This is a genomic window from Aquimarina ulvae (assembly GCF_053613295.3).
Genome location: NZ_JBSIBP030000015.1, coordinates 65256 through 84349, shown reverse-complemented (window position 1 = coordinate 84349; position 19094 = coordinate 65256). Strand labels below are relative to the sequence as shown.

The 19094-nt window shown below is 34.5% G+C and carries 15 protein-coding genes and 1 pseudogene; 11 read left to right on the top strand and 5 right to left on the bottom strand.

The window, feature by feature from the left end; all coding sequences use genetic code 11:
• Positions 1-45 precede the first annotated feature (45 nt).
• The gene (locus ACWGOQ_RS21965) at positions 46-3534 is read right to left on the bottom strand and encodes a starch-binding protein (protein ID WP_452059843.1); all 3489 of its coding nucleotides are present in this window, start codon (positions 3532-3534) and stop codon (positions 46-48) included.
• A gap of 383 nt (positions 3535-3917) precedes the next feature.
• Here ACWGOQ_RS21965 and ACWGOQ_RS21960 point away from each other — a divergent pair, with 383 nt between their 5' ends.
• Positions 3918-4976 (top strand): DUF3667 domain-containing protein, encoded by a 1059-nt coding sequence (locus ACWGOQ_RS21960; RefSeq protein ID WP_452059844.1) that lies wholly within the window; start codon positions 3918-3920, stop codon positions 4974-4976.
• Between the two features lies 1 nt (position 4977).
• Positions 4978-5364: a Co2+/Mg2+ efflux facilitator ApaG/CorD gene (apaG, locus tag ACWGOQ_RS21955; RefSeq protein WP_452059845.1), complete on the top strand. Its 387-nt coding sequence runs from the start codon at positions 4978-4980 to the stop codon at positions 5362-5364.
• Here apaG and ACWGOQ_RS21950 read toward each other — a convergent pair.
• Positions 5357-6346, bottom strand: coding sequence for a DUF6695 family protein (locus tag ACWGOQ_RS21950; protein ID WP_452059913.1), 990 nt, complete (start codon positions 6344-6346; stop codon positions 5357-5359). The genes apaG and ACWGOQ_RS21950 overlap by 8 nt on opposite strands.
• Before the next feature lie 59 nt (positions 6347-6405).
• Positions 6406-7125 carry an NRDE family protein gene (locus ACWGOQ_RS21945; protein WP_452059846.1) on the bottom strand — a complete coding sequence of 240 codons (720 nt, stop codon included), beginning with the start codon at positions 7123-7125 and terminating at the stop codon, positions 6406-6408.
• A gap of 161 nt (positions 7126-7286) precedes the next feature.
• Here ACWGOQ_RS21945 and pruA point away from each other — a divergent pair, with 161 nt between their 5' ends.
• The 6 genes and pseudogenes from pruA (at position 7287) to ACWGOQ_RS21915 (ending at position 13970) form a co-directional block, all read left to right on the top strand.
• On the top strand, positions 7287-8915 hold the full coding sequence (pruA, locus tag ACWGOQ_RS21940) for an L-glutamate gamma-semialdehyde dehydrogenase (protein WP_452059847.1): 1629 nt from the start codon (positions 7287-7289) through the stop codon (positions 8913-8915).
• 491 nt (positions 8916-9406) lie between these two features.
• Positions 9407-9874 carry a GNAT family N-acetyltransferase gene (locus ACWGOQ_RS21935; RefSeq protein WP_452059848.1) on the top strand — a complete coding sequence of 156 codons (468 nt, stop codon included), beginning with the start codon at positions 9407-9409 and terminating at the stop codon, positions 9872-9874.
• Between the two features lie 183 nt (positions 9875-10057).
• Entirely contained in the window at positions 10058-11323 is a 1266-nt protein-coding gene (locus ACWGOQ_RS21930; protein ID WP_452059849.1) for an MFS transporter, read from the top strand.
• A gap of 803 nt (positions 11324-12126) precedes the next feature.
• Positions 12127-12444 (top strand): annotated as a pseudogene (locus ACWGOQ_RS21925) (imm11 family protein); the annotation flags it as partial.
• Positions 12445-12577: 133 nt separating this feature from the next.
• Positions 12578-13099: a TetR/AcrR family transcriptional regulator gene (locus ACWGOQ_RS21920; protein WP_452059850.1), complete on the top strand. Its 522-nt coding sequence runs from the start codon at positions 12578-12580 to the stop codon at positions 13097-13099.
• Between the two features lie 46 nt (positions 13100-13145).
• Positions 13146-13970: an oxidoreductase gene (locus ACWGOQ_RS21915; RefSeq protein WP_452059851.1), complete on the top strand. Its 825-nt coding sequence runs from the start codon at positions 13146-13148 to the stop codon at positions 13968-13970.
• Positions 13971-14015: 45 nt separating this feature from the next.
• On the opposite strand, the gene rsmG is transcribed toward ACWGOQ_RS21915, so the two are convergent.
• Positions 14016-14645, bottom strand: a complete 630-nt coding sequence (rsmG, locus tag ACWGOQ_RS21910) for a 16S rRNA (guanine(527)-N(7))-methyltransferase RsmG (RefSeq protein ID WP_452059852.1) — start codon at positions 14643-14645, stop codon at positions 14016-14018.
• Positions 14646-14781: 136 nt separating this feature from the next.
• Between rsmG and ACWGOQ_RS21905 the strand changes: the two genes are divergently transcribed.
• From ACWGOQ_RS21905 to ACWGOQ_RS21895, 3 genes are all read left to right on the top strand, one after another.
• On the top strand, positions 14782-15882 hold the full coding sequence (locus ACWGOQ_RS21905; protein WP_452059853.1) for a fatty acid desaturase family protein: 1101 nt from the start codon (positions 14782-14784) through the stop codon (positions 15880-15882).
• Positions 15883-15925: 43 nt separating this feature from the next.
• Positions 15926-17113, top strand: a complete 1188-nt coding sequence (locus ACWGOQ_RS21900) for a pyridoxal phosphate-dependent aminotransferase (protein ID WP_452059914.1) — start codon at positions 15926-15928, stop codon at positions 17111-17113.
• A 202-nt stretch (positions 17114-17315) separates the two neighbouring features.
• Positions 17316-17597 carry a hypothetical protein gene (locus tag ACWGOQ_RS21895; RefSeq protein ID WP_452059854.1) on the top strand — a complete coding sequence of 94 codons (282 nt, stop codon included), beginning with the start codon at positions 17316-17318 and terminating at the stop codon, positions 17595-17597.
• On the opposite strand, the gene ACWGOQ_RS21890 is transcribed toward ACWGOQ_RS21895, so the two are convergent.
• Positions 17598-19094, bottom strand: coding sequence for a TrkH family potassium uptake protein (locus ACWGOQ_RS21890; RefSeq protein WP_452059855.1), 1497 nt, complete (start codon positions 19092-19094; stop codon positions 17598-17600). It lies immediately after the preceding gene.

Sequence of the window (19094 nt, the reverse complement as noted above, 5' to 3'; positions counted from 1 at the left end):
TTCTAGACCTTTATTTTCAATGACAACTGGATATATGACGACATTTTATTGGACAACTACCTTTATAGTCCCTAAGTTGATCCTATTTAAAGAAATCACATAAAAATATATCCCTTTAGCATTCACCTGATTTCGGTTTAAAAGTATCGCTTGTTCACCAGATGTTATCATTTTTTTGTAAAGCACCTTTTTTTGTCCGAAAAAATTAATAGCCGCTATTTCCAATATTCCATTCGTTCTAGTCTGAAATTTTAGCACTGATTGCTCACTAATTGGATTCGGAGTAATAACTGGCTTTCCTATTTCTCCCAAAGTATAATCATCTTGTTCTTTAATAGGTGTTATATCACAAGATGAAGGACACAAATCAGTCCAAAAACCATTAAATTTTCCATCTGCGTTTGAATATGTTCTGGTAAACCACCCTGTTGTACCCCTTGCCAAATCTATAGTTTGTGTTCCTTGACCATCATTAAATACAATGCCAATATCATTAGACAAAACTCCATCAGGAACTGCAAAAGACCATCGACCCCAAGCAGAGCCACCTGTAACTGTCATTACCTGACCGGGCCATCCTGCAGTATTTTCTAGTGTAACATTTCGTGCTCTATCAAATATGTAGATATACGATGACCCATCCCAGTTATATGTTGGTGTTTTAAAATAAATATCGACTACAGTTGTATTTAGCCCATTACAATCACTCAAACACTCAGTACTCCAAACGCCGTCCTGATACCATCCACTGGTATTTCTAGACAAATCATTGGTCTGACTATTAGCTCCATTGAAAACCATTCTTACCTCATCAGGGTTAACTCCTTCAGGCAATATCAATGTATAACTATACCAATTCGTATCATGATAATTATTCATTTGTTGACCTGGCCATACATTTGTAGTTAATAATGTTGAATCGGATGCTGAACTAAAAAAGTAAACATTTACTATAGAATCCCAACCTAATGGTTTGTGAAAATTATATGTAATCTCAATTGCTCCTTCTGTAGTTACCAAACTCACTTCGCTAAAAGCTGATTGATTACCTTTTCGATCTTTTGCTACAACTCTGAACTCATAACTGGTATCAAATGACAATCCATTGATAGTAGCAGAAGAAGTATTCACAAACTTGACAAATTCTGCCCCCTCATATATATCATAACCCGTAACCGCAATATTATCAGTTGAGGGATTCCAACTTAAGGTTACCGAAGATTGATTTATGTTGGATACTACAAGATCTGTAGGAGTGGATGGAGCAATATCATCTACAGCTAATTCGACTTTTAACGGTGCTTTCCACACACCTCTACCATACGTAGCAGCTAATAAAACTTTATCTTTCAAATTGATTTCTAAATCCCTTACTGCTACATTAGGAAGATTCGTAGAATAATTTTGCCAAGGCTGATCTCCATCTTTAATGTACACTCCCAAATAAGTCCCCAAATATATCGATTCAGTCCCCTTATGATGCCGTACTACAAACTTTCCTTCTTCTGGAAGATTTCCTGTGATATTAACAAAACTATTACCTTGATCATCTGATTTAAGCACTTTTCCTGTGATGGAACCTGCTGTGGAAACATACATAATTTGATGATTATCATTATGAACCTCTATCGAAGTTATTGAATTAGAGAAAGTATATACTTTGGACCAATTGACACCCTTGTCTATACTCTTATATAGGTTTTGATTATTAGCAATATACATAATCTTAGCATCAGATGGGTCTAACTCGATATGATCAATATTACCACCACCGAAATTAAATTCTGTCATTTTCTCAAAAGATGTATTTTCGAGTTTATAAAAACTATTAAAACCAGCATACACATTACCATTTCGATCAGACACTAATGGAGTCACCCAATTTCCTCTTTCAGGACCACCTGCTGCATAGCTCCTAGTTTTACCTCTGTCTTCTGTTTTGTACAAACTACTACCATATTGTATAAAACCATAATATGTATCTGAATTATTTCCTTGTACAGCACAATCCATACCATCTGCTCCATGATATACATTCCATTGCGACCCATCTAAAGCATATCCGCCATTATCCTGTAAACCTCCCACCAGGTGGTCGGCACTACTGTTTTCTGCTACCGATATTTTATAAAACTGTCCTATCTGAAGTCCTTTTGTTAAATCTGTAAATGAAATACCGTCATTATCGGATTCATAAATCCCTCCATCACTTCCGCATAATAACCTTCCATTATAATAACGCAAAAAATGAATATCTGCGTGTGTATATGTAGCTTGAGTAGGAGTACTCCATCGGTTGATTCGAATAAAGTTATCTCCACCGTTTGTGGATTTCCAAACGTTTAGACATCCAACAAAAACAAGATCAGGATCCTGATCAGAAACTGCCATCGCCAAATCATACCAAGACTGTGTGCTTTCTAATATATTCTCTGTTTCCTGTGTTTTGCTAAAATTAGCACCTGCATCTGTAGATTTATACAACCCCTGAAAAGAATAATTTGTAGATGCGCTCAGCACATATACATAATTGGGATTAGCAGGAGTTACATCAATAACCAATCTGGAAGCGTTAACTGGCAATCCATTTCGAACAACAAAAAAGCTATCCCCACCATTTATGGATTTATAAAATGTATTTGTAGTCGCTGCATAGACTACGTTGGTGTCACCAGGTTTTATCTTAATATCTTTAATATTACCAGATAAAGTTTTTATCCATGTTCCTCCAGCATCTACTGTTTTATAAACACCCCTGCTTGTTGCCACCCATAATCTATTAGAATTATTAGGGTCTATATAAATATCATTTCCTATTTCATATTGATCAGAAGCGTCAAGACCCGTTTTATTCCACGTATAACCACCATCTACAGATTTCAAAACACCAATACCAAATGCATCACTAGCATCATCATCTCCTGTAGAAATATAAATGATATTAGAATTGTTATAATCTATTGCGATTCCTGAAACTCCAATCTGTGGTAGATAATCGGACAACGGCTCCCAATGTTCGCCGCTATCAATCGATTTCCAGATACCTCCCGCTGGTGCACCAACATACATAACATTTGGCTGATTGGGATCCACAATACTAACATTTATCCTACCCTGACCTGGTGACCAAGAATTAGTAGGATCATGATCAAATGGTCCCATTGGCGACCAAGTGTTTGCGCTTTCTTGCTCAGGTATTTTTATTGATTTTTTTTGTTTCCAAATATTCCAATAAAAACCCGGAGTAGGTAAAGTTCCGTCTGGCATCAGCGCATTTTTATTGAACTCCTGCCATCTCTTAAAAGGTTTATGACCGCTTCCTTTTGCAGAAAAATCCCTTTTTTCCCAGTAATTATTAAAAGCATTTACAATCTCGTCAAACTTAGGAGCACTTACTTTATCAGATTCTTTATTTAATTCAACTTCAGACATCCACGGTGCATCCGTTTTGTATTGAGCATTGACCAAGGTAATTTCAAAAAAGACAAATAAAAATAGGAACATTGTCTGTATGCTTATTATCGTTGTTTTCATGTTGACAGGTTTAGTAAATATTGATAGAAGCTTATTGTTAAACCGTAAATTGTATACGTAAAAATAAACATCATCAATTCGAAAAACTAGTAACCCTATCTCCTAAAAAAATTATAAAAAACTTAAAATCAATAACTTAAACACATCTCTAACGATAAAGGTTAAATTATTTTTTTCGATAAAGAACTCAATAGATTTGTCTAAAAACATAACCTAAAGAGCCCTAAAACGTTATAAATCTTTTTTCCTACATTGTTATTATATCGTTTGAGTTTGTATTACTGCCTACTCTTATCAATCTTCTCCCAACCTTAAACTTTAATTTTGTGATTTGTAACGAAATACTCTTACTTTAGTCCTATTAGGCAAATCATCAGCTAAAAATGAAAGAAAAGGGGAGATTTCTTAAAAAGTACCGAGGAAACAAATGTTTAAATTGCAATGTTCCACTTGATGTAGTTGACCGTTATTGTCACAATTGCGGCCAGATAAACTCTACAAAAAAACTATCTTTTAAAGATTTTTTTAATGAGTTTTTTGCCAGTATATTCTCTTATGATTCTAGGTTAAGACATACAATAGTCGGCTTATTATTCAGACCCGGAAAAATTTCTAAAGATTATGTTGAAGGGAAAAGGATAAAATATGCCAATCCTTTTAGATTCTACTTAAGCGTTTCCATCCTTTTTTTTATTATCAATGGCCTATTTATTGATTTTGATCAAGTAGCCTTTCAGTTTAACAATGGTCCAAAACAAGAAAAAGAGAAGGCAAAAGTTTCTGAGGTTGAAACTGTAGAAACTAAGAAAAAATCTAAGACTAAAGCCAATTTAGCTAAAAAATCTCCTAAAGAAATATACTTTACAGAAGCCCAATTAGACACCATGAGGTTGTTTAAAGCAATTAATAAACGTTGGAAAACCTATAAATCTTATTACAAAAAAACCGGGGAGTTGATCCCCACGACGGCTTTGGATAGTTTAGGGCATAAAAATAATGCTTACACTAAATATTTGTACACCAGAAGTATTAAAACAAAAAACCTTAGTGACAATCCTATGGAATTGCTGGTATTTGTGTTTAACAAATTGCCATTTATTATATTCTTCTTTCTGCCTGTTTTTGCGCTGGTAATGTGGTTAATATATATTAGAAAATCTTTTAATTATATGGAACACCTGGTATTTGTTTTTCATACTCAAACCATGTTTTTTATCTTGTTAGGCATCACAATATTAATTGATCAAATCACCAAAAGTGAACTAGCATCTAGTATCGCGATGTTTGTTTTTCTCTTCTATTTATACAAGGCTATGCGTAAATTTTATCAGCAAGGAAGAGCCAAAACTATTGTTAAATTTCTGTTAGTGAACATATTATTTTTTATATTAGCAGGTGTAGGGTCTCTTATAACAATCATAGGATCCATGTTTATTTTTTAATATGGTTGAGCAAATAACCAGCGGCATAAAAATTTCGGTGGATACCACCTTTGAAGGTACGTTCTTTAAGAACTATAAGATTCATTTTGCCTTTGGTTATCGGGTTACTATAGAAAATCAGAGTAAAGATTCTGTACAACTCACTTCTCGTTTTTGGGAAATCAAGGACGCATTAAGTAATACTGAAATTGTAGAAGGTGAAGGCGTCATAGGAAAAAAACCAGTTTTAAAACCCGGAGAATCACACACGTACAATAGTGGGTGTTTACTAAGTTCTCCTTTTGGAGCTATGAAAGGACATTACAATATGGTTAATTTTACATCTACAAAAAAGTTTGAGGTAATGATTCCAAGCTTTAAGCTTAGCGCACCATTTGCTCTCAATTGAGCCTCTTTACTAGATCAAATCTTATTACTTTATCATCTTGTTCCACGTGGCAATATTTGCAATGAGAATCATATACAAACCGATATTTTTTAGTCTCTATAAAATTTGATTCGGTTTCAAACAGACCTTTAAAGTCTTCATTACCGAACTCTGTGAACCTCGTGATTTCAAACAAACTCTCTTGAGAAGATCTTTTTAGAATAAAGTACGCTCCACTCCCAATTCCCGAAAGGAAATGAGCCTCTTTTAAAAAACTCGGTATTACCACCTCCTTATTATCTTCCAAATTTGGCACTCTTTTATCAAAATAATTGGTAAGGTTCTCTACAAAGACAGAATTTGGATATTCTATTAAAATACCCTTCTCTACTTGAAACATTTTGTTTTCCAGAGAACCCTTTTCTACATTACCTAAGGGACTCGGGGTAAATAACTTATTACGCAACAAAGGTGTCCTAATCCTTAATTTATCAGTGCTTTTGAGAATTGTGTCTGTAACGATTCGAGAGCAATTACTTCCTTCTTTCCTAAAGGTTGAATAAGGAATGCTTCCTTTTTGCTGCATTTCTAGAATATAGGTTTTAGCACTATCGTAGCATATATAATCACATACCGATGCCACTAATCGTCCATTTCCATGAGTTTTTTCTGGATTTGCTTCCAACCATAAAAGAAATTGGTCAATATTAGCAAGTTTTCCTTCTGATGTAAATGCAGCTTTAAAGGGTATTTCTAACTCTACATCGGTTACTGCACTTCTTACTCTTCCTTTTCCTGAAGGAGTTATATATCTGCCAAAATCGTAGTACTCTGCAATACCGGTTTTATTTTCAATGAGCACAAGCGCTGCGTGCCCTGCTTTGATAATTCCGTTTTTTCCCAAACCAAAAAACTGTAATAAACCCGTAGCCTTCTTTTCGTCAGAAAATCGAACAAAAGTGTCTGGAAAAGCTAGGGATATTATTTTACCTGTGTAATTCATCACACGTCTAAAATTTTAATTAGACTTGTTTTCAAAAGAAAGATTGGTAACAGTTTCAACTAAACGGTGATACCATCAAAGGTTACAACATTTACTTGTTTATTCTGAAGATCTTCATAACGCATGCTAAGCTCCTCCTCATTTTTATTAATAATCTGAGTAATACTTCTTGTTTTTAGAAATCCTCTATCGATCTGAAGATCTACATCCTTATCTCCGATTCCTGCATTCTTATGAAAATCCAGCAGTGCATCTGGTGATAATATATTTTTTTGTTCAAATTCATTAAACCAATCCTCTCTGGTTTTTTTCATTGCCTGAGTATACAATGTAGAAGATGACCAAATATGCGTTTCTTTTTCGAGAGTTCTGAAATGCTTTTCTTTTCCATCCCAAACCAACTCAAAGAACACCAATTCGGATTGCCAGTTGGCAGCAACTATAGTAAAAGGTTCAATTCCTTTATAATCGTATGCAATCATTGCTTCTTCTAAATTATCTGCCCCCAATAAATCCTTTACTACCACTCCTCTGCTCTGTCTGTAAGAAACAAGCCTTTCGTGTATCTCAAAACCTCCATTAAGTAAGCAAATCATCGTGTTTTTATCACTAAGTCCAATCCAGGTTCCTCCAGCAACTGCATCTTTTGGAAATAACATTCTGGTTTTATGAACCTGATAAAATTCTGGAACTAAAGTTTTTCGATTTACTGCCTCGTCTCGATTAGAGGTTAATATAAAACCATTTTCTTGGGTAGGGATCAACGTTACTGTACACATAGATTTTTTGGGTCGGATAATTTTTTCACAACTTACAAAAAAAAATACATACTCTATATGTTTATAAAAGGTTAAAATCAACAGAACCCTACATAATTTTATATCTTTGCCGCTTAAAGTATTCTAACACATCTTACTAATTAAAACTAATACACAAGATCATGGGAAAAGGTTTTTTTCAAGTTCCAACAGCAATAAATGAACCCATAAAATCATACGCTCCAGGTACACCTGAAAGAGAAGAAGTTCTAGCAACATATAAATCTATGTATAATTCATCAGTTGATGTTCCACTATACATTAACGGAGAAGAAATCAAAACAGGTGATACAGGTACGATGTCACCTCCACACGACCATAAACACACATTAGGAACCTATCATAAAGCAGAAAAGCATCATATTCAAAAAGCTATTGATACGGCTATAGAAGCTCGTAAAAAATGGGCAGATTTAGCTTGGGAACAACGTGCAGCAATTTTCTTAAAAGCTGCTGAACTAATTGCTGGTCCTTACAGAGCTACAATCAACGCGGCTACCATGTTAGCACAATCTAAAAATATTTTTCAGGCAGAAATTGACTCTGCTTGTGAACTAATAGATTTTCTACGTTTCAATGTAGAATTTATGGCTCAGATCTATGAAGACCAACCAGATTCTACATCGGGGGCTTGGAATCGATTGGAATATAGACCATTAGAAGGTTTTATCTATGCGATCACACCGTTTAACTTTACTGCTATTGCAGGAAACTTACCAGCAAGTGCTGCATTGATGGGAAATACAGTAATATGGAAACCAAGTGATAGTCAAATTTATTCTGCAAAAGTAATCGTAGATATCTTTAGAGAAGCAGGAGTTCCTGACGGCGTGATCAACGTAGTGTATGGAGATCCGGTAATGATCACAGATACGATATTAGCAAGTCCTGATTTTGCTGGTATTCATTTTACAGGAAGTACACACGTTTTTAAAGATATTTGGGCTAAAATCGGAACTAATATTCATAATTATAAAACATATCCAAGAATTGTTGGAGAAACTGGTGGAAAAGATTTTATCATCGCACATCCTAGTGCCAATGCAAAACAAGTAGCTACAGGAATTTCTCGTGGAGCATTCGAATTCCAAGGACAAAAATGTAGTGCTGCCTCCAGAGCTTATATTCCTAAAAGTTTATGGACTGATGTAGAGAAATTTGTGAAAGCGGATATCAAATCTTTTAAAATGGGATCTCCCGAAGATATGAGTAATTTTATTACTGCAGTAATTCATGAAGGTTCTTTTGATAAGCTTGCTAAATATATTGATCAGGCAAAAGAAGATACAGATGCAACTATCATTGCTGGTGGTGGACACGACAAATCCAAAGGGTATTTTATCGAACCAACGGTTATTTTTACCGAAAATCCTAAATACACTACCATGTGTACAGAACTTTTTGGACCCGTTATTACAATTTATGTATACGATGATGACAAATGGGAAGAAACATTAGCTTTAGTTGATCAAACAAGTGAATATGCATTAACAGGAGCGATTTTTTCTGCAGACAGGTATGCTGCAGCAGAAGCTACAAAAGTACTGGAAAATGCTGCAGGTAATTTCTATATCAACGATAAACCTACAGGTGCTGTTGTAGGACAACAACCTTTTGGGGGAGCAAGAGCATCAGGTACTAACGATAAAGCCGGATCCTATCTAAACTTATTACGTTGGGTGTCTCCTCGTACAATCAAAGAAACGTTTGTAACTCCAGTAGATTATAGATATCCTTTCTTAGGAGAGTAATTTTCTGTGAAACATTTGATACATAAACCGTATATCATTTTTTGGAGTTTGGTTCCAATTTTGTTGATATACGGTTTTTCTTTTGGTGAAGAAACATTCGATATTAATGTTCATGACACCTATTTTCTTGTATCCATAGTGTTCATTTTTCAGATTCTTTCTATACTATCGTTTGGATACGGCCTACTCTATTTTATAATTCTTAAATTAAACAAAAGACTTATTCCAGTACGTACTCAAATCCACATATTTGGAACAATAACCTGTTTATTTATAGTTATGTCTGTGCTATCTATCTCTCGATCTGATTGGTTTTATCAATTTACTTTGGATTCACAAAGTATTTGGGAAATAAATGAAAATCTACTAATCATTCAATCTATTGTCTTGTTTATTCTACTGATTATTCAACCATTATTTATCTTAGACATAATTATTAGTGTCTTCAGAAAGGAAAAACAGTATTATATAGGTTGTTAAAATTGAATAAAATGATGCTACGTTCTGCAAAAACTGAAGATTTACCTATACTACTTGATTTTGAACAGAAAATCATAGAGACAGAAATTCCGATGGATCCTACATTGGTCACTTCAAGGAAAATTAATTATTATAATCTTTCTGAATATATAAAATCTGATCATACAGAGGTTGTCGTTGCAGAAATCAATGGCGAAATTGTAGGTAGTGGTTATGGCCAGATTAGAGATCGCAACGATTTTTTTAAGCAAAACAAAATGGGGTATATCGGTTTTATGTATGTTAAAGAAGCATATAGGGGAAAAGGAATCAGTCAACAAATCATCAACTATTTATCAAACTGGTTTGAAACAAAAGATATGGAAGAAATTCAGCTTGATGTGTATGATCAAAATCAAAGAGCAATTAAAGCTTATCAAAAAGCAGGTTTTGAAAAATATCTGGTACGAATGCGAATTAACTTAAAGAAGGGTCAGTGATAGTTTGCGTTAAAAACATCCTTTTTCCAACTTTACCGAAATGCAAAAAATAAAAAACCGAGAAACTTCGTCCTACTGATACACATCTGAAACCAATATAACACATGGATCACTAAAAACAATTACAAACGCTATCTTTAGGCATGTATATTTATACTTTTATAAAAACAACCTTCTGACGCAATGGATCAAAAAACAGCGCCCTGGTACTTTCTATTACTACTTATTTTGGCTGGAGAATCAGTATTTATTCTTCCTTTTGTACTTGCTCGGGTCTTTAGACCCACGGTACTCGAAGCCTTTGGGTTGGACAACCTGCAATTAGGGCTTTGCTTTTCTATATACGGCATCGTAGCCTTGCTATCCTATCTTTTTGGAGGACCCATAGCTGATAAATTCCCACCAAGAAAACTGATTGCAGTGGCATTATGGATGACAGCATTAGGTGGTTTAGTCTATGCTACATTTCCAGATTACACTACCTTGAAAATAGTATACGGATACTGGGGTTTTACAACTATTTTTATATTCTGGGCTCCGATGATCAAAGCTACCCGTGTTTGGGGTGGAGCTGCATCGCAAGGGAAGGCATTTGGATTCTTAGATGGTGGCCGTGGATTGGTAGGTGCATTATTTGGAGCTATGGGCGTTTTTATTTTTTCATTATTTATTACTCCCGACATTGTAGAGGCAACAGTTGCTGAAAGCAGAACTGCTTTTAAACAAGTAATACTCGTATCTACTGCCATAGTTAGTTTGGTTGGAATTTTAGTGTGGTTTTTTATGAAACTAGATCGCGAAACCGAACAAAAGATCATCCTAGAGAAAATAACAATCTCTCAAATTGCAGCGGTACTACGATTACCTTCTGTATGGTTACTGATGATAATTATTCTTTGTGCATATGTAGGTTACAAAATTACCGATGTATTTTCGCTCTATGCGCAAGATGTAATGTTATATAATCAAGTAAAATCTGCCCAAATTGGTACTTTTTTATTATTCATACGTCCTGTTATTGGCGTACTCATAGGTGTATTGGCCGATCGTACCAAAACTACTTTTTGGTTAGTGGTTAGTTTTGTCATATCCTTCTTTGGAGCAATTTTGTTTGCTATTGGTATTATCACATCATCGGCAACCTATATATTCTTCATATCCATATTGGTAGTAGCAACCGGAGTGTATGCGGCTCGTTCTTTGTACTTTGCTGTTATGCAGCGGGGTCAGATCCCATTAGCTCTCACCGGAACAGCAGTTGGACTTATTTCACTTATTGGGTATACACCCGATATTTTTGCCGGGCCAGCTATGGGATATCTTTTAGACAATGCTCGAGGCATTACCGGACACCAACATGTTTTCTGGATGCTAGCCTTGTTTTCTTGTATAGGTGGTGTTGCAGCTTGGTTTTATTATAAATTATACAATAAGAAAAAATCAGTCTGACTTTTTGACAAATGCCACAAATTGCTCAACTCGATTCTGTATTATTTTATTTAAAAAAACTGTTGCTAACTATCACTTTGAGTTTGTAGCGGCAAAATTCCTTGATGGAATTTCACTCTCATTTTTTATCTTATACTCTTTACCTAGAATCACGCTCCTGTGCGATTTTGCACGAAACATCACCAACGATAACAGAATAAACCACAAATTTTGAACTAAATAAATTAATTGAAATACTTGAACGAACTCCAGAGGTGTATTTAGCGCTCTTTAAATGATCGATCCATTAGCAGTAATATTTACCAAAAGCAATGAACAAATTAAAATTGTTTCTAATTTCAATCTTATTGATTTCTTACAATGACTCTGCAAAAGAAAATTAACAACCTATGGAAAAGTCGGAAATAACAAGGAATAATAGTAACGAGTTCATTCCAAACGGATAAGAAATTGTTGTGCCTAGAAATGAACTTAATAAAGTAATGTCCGTATGTTAAAATCTTATTTTTTACTTTTAAAAAACAAAATTTTAAAACTATCAAAACAAACAAACATGGGATACAAAATATGACTAGCCGAAGGAAAAGATGGGGTTAGTCCTTTAGACCCCATCGATAATCTGTATAACCTTCATTGGACTTTGAATGCTAAGTCATATGCAGAAAAAAATTCAGGGAATGCAACTTTTCAAATGAGTCACAACTACCCGAAGAATACCTTGTTATTAGATCACATGGAGACAGGATGTGGTTGGCTTTTAGTCACTCTTCCGGTAGTTGAAGCAATAAAGAAACTATAATCCTGAAAGTACAGAATTTTTACCTGTTAATGTTTTAAATCATAATGGAGAACCCTGTGGAATTGATTATTTTCATGTGAATCCTTTAAAAATTATTGACTTTATAGATAAAGATGCCTCTGATTTACTCTGGAGAGACAACGTTAAAAATATAGATGGTGCTTATTTGTTAGTTAGAAAGACAGATTTGCCTGCCAATTTAACCATTTTTAGACTTAAGCATCTATTAGATGTTTTGGTGGTATCAGATGAATTTACAGAAATGATTATTGATCATAATTTTTTTCCATATTTTCTAGAGATGGATGAATATACAGGGTAATTTATTTTTAAATATTAGAGATTGTTATTTTTATTAAAACACCTCTTCCCTTTCCAAAAACAAAATTTAAAATCTAAAAAATTGTTAGTTTCAAAATAACACATACTTTTATAAGTGATTACTCACTATTTAAATGACAGAGAAACAAGAAAAGATTATTAATGCTGCGCTTACCCTTTTTGCTAAAGAAGGCTATACTGCCACTTCTACCAATAAAGTAGCTAAACTTGCCGGAGCTTCTGAAGGATTGATTTTTCGTCATTTTAAAAATAAAGAAGGATTACTAAACGCTATTTTACTACAAGGCGAAGAGCGGATTAAAGAAATGTTTATTCCTATTCTAACTTCAGAAGATCCAAAAGAAGTGATTCGATTAACATTAGAAATGCCTTTTTCAGTGACTGAAAATGAATTTGAATTCTGGAAACTTCAATTTAAACTAAAGTGGGAATTAGAATATAACAATCCAGAAAAGATGGAACCGTTACAACAAGCCCTGACTGTAGCTTTTCAAAAATTAGGCTACAAAACACCAGAACTCGAAGCAGAATTCATTATTGTATTTTTGGAAGGAATTTCGACAGCAATTATAAAAGATAATATGTCAGACAAACTGAATTTTAAAGAATTTTTAATTAAAAAATATCAGCTTTAAAAAATTTTAAATTAAAAATAAGTAAGTACTCACTAATTAAAATAGTATGAAAGAAAAAGTAATCTTAATAACAGGTGCTTCCTCAGGAATCGGAAAAGAAACTGCCAAGCAGCTCAGCAACGAAGGTCATATTGTGTATACCGCCGCAAGACGCATTAACAAGTTGGAAGATCTGGCTTCTACAGGAGGGTTTACTCTAAAAATGGATATCACTAAAGATGCCGATATTCTAAACGCAGTCCATACTGTTATTGAGAAACACCAAAAAATCGATGTATTGGTAAACAATGCTGGCTACGCCATTTATGGAGCTGTAGAAGACACCTCTATCGAGGATGCCAGAAGACAATTTGAAGTGAATATTTTTGGATTGGGTAGATTAACACAACTCGTATTACCACATATGCGCAAGCAACAAAGTGGGAAAATCATTAACATTTCCTCGATGGGAGGAAAAATGTATACTCCTCTAGGTTCCTGGTATCATGCAACCAAACACGCCCTAGAAGGCTGGTCTGATTGTCTAAGACTAGAAATAGCACAATTTGGGATTGATGTAGTGATTATCGAACCAGGAGCTATACAGACAGAGTTTGGTGATGTCATGACAAAACCAATGATGGAAAGATCCGGAACTACCGCTTATAGTGAACTTGCAAACGCCATTGAAAGGTCAACAATAGAGACCTACAATAAAACAGGAGGAGGGTCTCCTAGCTCGGTAATATCAAATCTTATTTCGAAAGCTATTAAAGCAAAAAGACCAAAAACCCGTTATGTAGCCGGTAAGTATGCAAAACCTATGCTATTTATTCGTAAATATTTTGGCGATAGGGTTTTTGATAAACTTATTATGAGTCGGGTAAAATAACCATAAAAATCGCCTGCCTGTGCTAATAGACCCGCAAGCGATTTATTATAATTTATACTTTAGCGGAACATGCACTACTTTTTTTGTTTCGAAAAAATCTTCTTCAAAAAAATCCTGTAAATCATATTGAGTAGCTTTTGGAAAAAGCGCTAACTCTTCGGTTAAATCACCTCCTTTAAGATACAAAATTCCATTTGGCAACGTGTGATTTGATTTTTTCGTTACATTTTTGCGAACCCACTTTACAAAATCTGGCATATTAGTAACCGCTCTACTGACTATAAAATCAAAACGATCATCAAAAGTACCTGCTCGTTGTTGTGCAGCTTTTACATTTGTTAATCCTAAAACACTAGCCACTTCGTTTACCACACGTATTTTTTTTGCAATTACATCCACCAAGTAAAACTCAGTTTCAGGAAACATAATAGCTAATGGTATTCCAGGAAACCCACCACCTGTTCCTACATCCAATATTTTAGTTCCTTCATTAAATCTTTGGACCTTGGCAATACCTAAAGAATGTAATATGTGCCTTTCGTATAACAAGTCAATATCTTTTCTGGAAATCACGTTGATCTTTGCATTCCAATCTTTATATAAATCACCAAGTTGTTCGAACTTATGTATTTGGTCTTCTGTTAAATCGGAGAAATATTTAAGTAAAATATCCATGAAGTTCTTTTTAAAGCGCAAAAATACATGTAAACTTGATATATTTTACTACTTTTTAAGAAGTTAAAAAAATATAAATACCTAACTTTACCGAATAAATTATGACGAGCAACGTTAAGTCATAAATACAAAGCCAATGACTACACCCAACGTAAAATTTAGCAGAGCGGATTCCGCAAAATTTTTCAGAACCCTGAACAAGCGCGTGAATCAGTATTTCAAAGAAAATAATATTAAGCGAACCGGAAACTGGAAATTACATCTAAAAACGATTGTAATGTTTTCTATGTTCTTAACACCTTATTTTCTAATACTTACGCTGGACATCTCTCAATGGTGGATGTTGTTACTGACCCTTGTTATGGGTGTTGGAATGGCCGGAGTTGGAATGAATGTTATGCATGATGGAAACCACGGATCCTATTCTTCAAAAAAATGGATCAATAATTTAATGGGGAGCAGCCTTTATATTCTAGCAGGCAATGTATACAATTGGCAGGTACAACATAATGTACTGCATCACACCTATACAAATATCCACGGTCACGATGAAGATATGGATGCTGGAAGAATTATTCGTTTTACAAAACACGCAGAATGGAAACGTTTTCATAAATTTCAGCATTACTATTCCGTATTCCTTTATGGTTTATTAACTTTTAATTGGGCAATAACTACTGATTTTAAACAAACCAGAAACTACCTAAAGCGTAAACTTTCTTATGGAAAATTACCGAGTCCTTTGAAGCAATGGAGTACTGTAGTAGTAACTAAAACAATCTATGTTATGATCTGGATTGTAATTCCTATGCTCATCTTATCTATAGCTTGGTGGAAAATATTAATTGGTTTTTTTATCATGCATTATGTTGCAGGTCTTATCCTTAGCATCGTATTTCAACTAGCGCATATGGTAGAAGAGGCACAAATGCCATTACCCGATACTACAGGTACCATGAAAAACACTTGGGCAATACATCAGTTGTTTACGACTGTTAATTTCTCGACCAAAAATAGACTAATCAACTGGTTTACAGGAGGATTAAACCATCAAGTGGAACACCACATTTTTCCAAACATCAGCCATGTTCATTACACTAAAATTTCTAAAATAGTGAAGCAGACCGCTCAGGAATTTAATCTACCATATAATGAATATAAAACCACCCGCAAAGCAATTATTGCCCATTTCAGACATTTAAAAGAAATGGGAATGAAACCCGCGATGCAACCATAACTTTTATTTACCAAATACCAAAATGAGCACACAAGTATCAGAAATGAGTATTCAATTATCAGACAAGATTAACCAATTGAAAGCCTCTGCTACATTAGCAATGGCTGCCAAAGCAAGAGAACTAAGAGCAGAAGGAAAAGATATTATAGGGCTAAGCTTAGGGGAGCCAGATTTTAACACACCCGACTTCATTAAAGATGCTGCGATTCAAGCAGTCAACGACAATTATAATTCTTATACTCCTGTAGATGGGTATGTAGAATTAAAAGATGCTATAATTACCAAGTTTAAAAGAGACAATAATCTTACATATGATCGTTCCCAGATCGTTGTATCCACAGGTGCAAAACAATCGTTATACAACGTAGCTCAGGTATATCTAAATCCGGGAGATGAAGTAATATTACCTTGTCCTTATTGGGTAAGTTATAGCGATATAGTAAAACTGGCAGAAGGAGTTCCTGTAGAAGTAAAAACGTCTATAGAAAATGATTTTAAAATGACTGCGGCGCAGTTAGAAAAAGCAATTACTCCTAAAACCAAAATGATCTGGTATAGTTCTCCTTGTAACCCAAGTGGTTCTATATACAGTAAAGAAGAGTTGAGGGCGTTGGCAGATGTATTACAAAAATATCCAAATATCATTGTAGTAAGTGATGAAATCTACGAGCATATAAACTATGTAGGTGATCATGCTTCGATGGCTCAATTTGATGATATGTATAATAGAACAGTAACAGTAAACGGTGTTGCAAAAGCTTTTGCTATGACAGGATGGAGAATCGGTTATATCGGAGCTCCTACAGAAATTGCTAGAGCTTGTAACAAAATGCAAGGACAAGTAACCAGTGGTGCGAATTGTATTGCACAACGAGCTGTAATTACTGCTTTAGAAGCACCCGTTAGCAAGATTCAGTATATGGTAGATGAATTTAAAAATCGCAGAAAATTGATCTTAAATTTATTAACAGATATTCCAGGATTTGATTGTAATGAACCAGAAGGTGCTTTCTATGTTTTTCCTGACGTTTCTTATTACTTTGGGAAAACGATTAATGAAACAGTTATTAAAAATGCTTCGGACTTCTCTATGTTTTTATTAGAAAATGCAAACGTTGCAACAGTTACAGGGGACGCATTCGGAAACGGGAATTGTATTAGAATTTCTTATGCAGCCAGTACTGAACAAATCACTGAAGCGGTAAATAGAATTAAAAAATCTTTGACTTAAGTCCCATAACCTTATATAATTTTAATAAAAAAACCGATGATTCCATAAAAATCATCGGTTTTTATTTTTTTTCAAAATAAATAACTGTTTTTAGAGTTATACTAATCTTAGTATTTTAATTGTTTTGGGGGAAACACTTAAGTCAGAGACTATAATTGTAGTTTGAACATAAATAACAATCTTAAAACCTGTATTTGTATTTATGGACATTCTTGAAAAAGAACGTATTGTTCAAAAAAATGTGCTTCAAATTTTCAAAGAAAATTTTAAAGCACCTCACTCTGAAGATGAAATCTTAAACTATACTCCTTCAGAAATAGAAGACACAGCTACCTCTTATTATGAATCTATACTTGATATCTTTTATATTGAACCAAAATATTTACAAAGCATAAAAGGCAACGTACAAGACACCATCAAAAAAGTAGCTGAACTCTGGAGTATTAATCCATACGTTTTTGGTCCGTGGGAAGAATCTTTTTAATCATCTATTTCTCCAAAAAAATGGAGTAAGCAATATTAGTACCGTAAAAAGTTCTAATCTTCCGATTAGCATTAAAAAAGAACACCACCATTTACCGAAGGCTGGCAGTACATCAAAGTTATTTACGGGACTCAATTTACCAAATGCTGGTCCTACGTTTCCTAGTGATGAAGCTGCCCCACCAATAGCGGTTTCAAAATCCAATCCGAGCATCCCAAGAACCAATGATCCAATAATGAATGACAACATGTATAAAATAAAAAATGCCAACACATTGAATACGATTTCTTTTGAAACGGCTCTTTGATTATATCGCACTGGTAAAACCGCTCTGGGATGTAACGTTCGTTTAAACTCTAAAATACCGTTCTTAATAGTAATAAGGTGTCTTACTATCTTCATTCCTCCCGCTGTGGATCCAGCTGATCCTCCTAGAAACATTAACCCAAAGAAAACGATTTTCAAAAAAGGAGTCCAAACGGTAAAATCAGCAGACACAAATCCAGTGGTAGTAACAACCGCCAACACCTGAAACAATGCATGACGAAAAGCACTCTCTGCCTCCCCTAAAACCATTGGATGATCTATGACAGAATTTGCCGGATCTGCTTTTAGATAAATAATCAAAGCTGATACCAAGGTAAAAGCCACTAAAAAAATGGCATACCATTTAAATTCTTCATCTTTTGAAAACTTTCTGAATTTTCCTTTGAAACCAAAATAGCTCAATATAAAATTCATCCCAGCCAAAAACATAAACAATATAATAATATATTGAATCAGTGGTTGATCGTTCCAATACGCTACACTAGCGTTCTTTGTAGAAAAACCTCCTGTAGACAGCGTACTCAAGGCATGATTAATAGCATCAAAGAAATCCATCCCAGCTAGTTTTAGTAAAATGGTTTCTGCCACTGTATATCCAAAATAGATGAGCCATAGTCTTTTGGCAGTGTCTGTAATTCTCGGATGTAATTTATCAGCACTGGGACCGGGAGCTTCTGCAGCAAATAACTGCATCCCACCTATTCCTAATAATGGTAAAATGGCAACAGCGAGTACTATAATTCCCATACCACCAATCCAATGGGTAAGACTACGCCAAAACAAAACTCCTTTAGGAACAATTTCTATTTCGTTTAGTATAGAAGCTCCTGTAGTGGTATATCCCGACATTGTCTCAAAAAATGCATTTGTAAACGACGGAATTGCTTCAGAAAATAAATAAGGTAAAGTTCCGCTAAGGGACATAAATATCCAACCAAAGGTAACAACGATATACCCTTCTCTTTTATTGATGGATTTCTCATGTTCTCTGGTAAGAAACATCAAAATTATTCCTATAAACATTGTAGACAATGCCGACAGCATAATTTGCATAGTCACACCATCTTTGTAAATAAAACTTACAATAGTTGCTAACAGCATAAATCCTCCATTACAGAGCAATAAAAGCCCCATAATATGAGTAATAATCTTAAAATTTAGCTTAGACAT